Origin of the sequence: Streptomyces sp. NPDC089915, from assembly GCF_040684675.1 — a bacterium.
In the GTDB taxonomy this organism is placed as follows: domain Bacteria; phylum Actinomycetota; class Actinomycetes; order Streptomycetales; family Streptomycetaceae; genus Streptomyces.
In genome coordinates, this window is sequence record NZ_JBFBGN010000342.1 from 1 (window position 1) to 1,751 (window position 1,751).

The window sequence follows — 1,751 nt, forward strand, 5'->3', positions numbered from 1 at the left end:
CTCGCGCTGGCCGCGCCGGCCGAGCGGATCCGGCGGGCGGCGTTCGCCGTCCAGGTCCTCGCCGAGTGCGCCGCGCTGCTGGTGATCGTGAGCCACGCCTGATCAGAGGCCCGCCTTGCCGGCCCAGTAGGCGTGTTCGCGCAGGCCGGTGAGGGCGTCGGGGTGGTCGAGGCCGAGTAAGCGGGCGTGGTCCTCCAGCAGTTCGGTGTAGAGGGCGTGCGCGGTCGCGGGCCGTCCGGCCCGGCCGGTCCAGCGGGCGAGTTTGTGCCGGCTCCACAGGGTCGCGCGGTGGTCGGCTCCGACGAGGCCGGCCAGGTCGGGGACGAGGACCTCGAAGAGCGCGCGCGCCGCTTCCGGGGCGCCGGCCTCGCCGGTGAAGTGGGCCTGGTCGTGCCGGGTGTCGAGGACGACGGGGTCGTCGGGTTCCAGGACCCGGTCGAGGTCGGGCAGCAGGAGGTCGCACAGGTCGCGGGCGCGGGCCGGTTCGCCCGAGCGGCCGGTCCACCGTGCGAGCCCGGACCGGGCGGACAGCGTCTCCGGATCGTCCGCGCCCAGCCGCCGCTCGTGGTCGGTGACGAGGCCGGAGAAGAGTTCGCGTGCGGAGACGGGATCCCCGGCCTCGCCGGTCCACCGTGCGAGCTCGCGGCGGGCGACCAGGGTCTCCTCGTGGTCGGCGCCGAGGACCCGGGAGCAGTCCTCGGCCAGGCGGGCGTAGAGGTCGCGCGCGGCGGCCGGGTCACCGGTCTCCCCGGTCTGATGGGCGAGCCCCGTACGGGAGAAGAGGGTGTCGGGGGCGTCGGCCCCCAGGACGCGTGCGCGGTCGCGGACCAGCCGGACGTAGAGCTCGCGGGCGGTGCCCGGGTCGCCCGCCGAGGCGGTGTGGTGGGCGTGGTTGTGGCGCGCGTTCAGCGTGGCCGGGTGATCGGCGCCCTGGACGCGTGCGCGGTCGCCGACGAGCTCGGCGAAGAGGTCCCGCGCCTCCGCCGCCGCGCCCAGCTCCCCGGCCCAGTACGCGTGGTCGTGACGGGCGTCGAGGGTGGCGGGGTGGTCGAGCCCGTGGACGCGTTCGCAGTCGGTGATGAGCTCGGCGTAGAGGTCGCGGGCGGTGTCGGCGTCTCCGGCCTCGCCCGTCCAGTGCGCGTGCTCATGACGGGTCTTGAGGGTGGCGGGGTGGTCGGGCCCGAGGACGCGTTCGCGGTCGGTGACGAGGCCGGCGTGGAGGTCGCGGGCGGCGTCCGCGTCTCCGGCCTCGCCCGTCCAGACCGCATGGCCGCGCCGGGACTTGAGGGTGGCGGGGTCGTCGGGCCCGAGGACGCGTTCGCGGTCGGTGATGAGCTCGGCGTAGAGGTCGCGGGCGGCGTCCGCGTTCCCGGACTTGCCGGTCCAGTGCGCCTGGTTGTGCCGCGTGTCGAGGGTGTCGGGGTCGTCGGGTCCGAGGACGCGTTCCAGGTCGGCGACCAGGGCGGTGTAGAGGTCGCGGGCGCTGTCCGCGTCCCCCGCCTTGCCGGTCCAGTGCGCGTGGTCGTGCCGCGTGTCGAGGGTCTCGCGGGCGTCGGGCCCCTGGACGCGCGTGCGGTCGGCGGCCAGGGCGGCGCAGAGGTCGCGGGCGGTCTCCCGGTCACCGGCCCGGCCCGTCCAGTCCGCATGCGCATGGCGTGCCTTCAGGGTTTCGGGATGGTCGGAGCCCTGGACGCGTGTGCGGTCGCTGATCAGGGCCGCGCTGAGGTCACGGGCGGCGTCCCGCTCACCGG

Annotated in this window: 1 protein-coding gene; it reads right to left on the minus strand. The window is 76.1% G+C overall.

Going from position 1 to position 1,751, the window contains the following annotated elements; translation table 11 throughout:
* Positions 1 to 102: 102 nt before the first annotated feature.
* A partial coding sequence (locus AB0O29_RS35605) for a tetratricopeptide repeat protein (protein WP_365160497.1) occupies positions 103 to 1,751 on the minus strand: 1,649 nt, incomplete at its 5' end.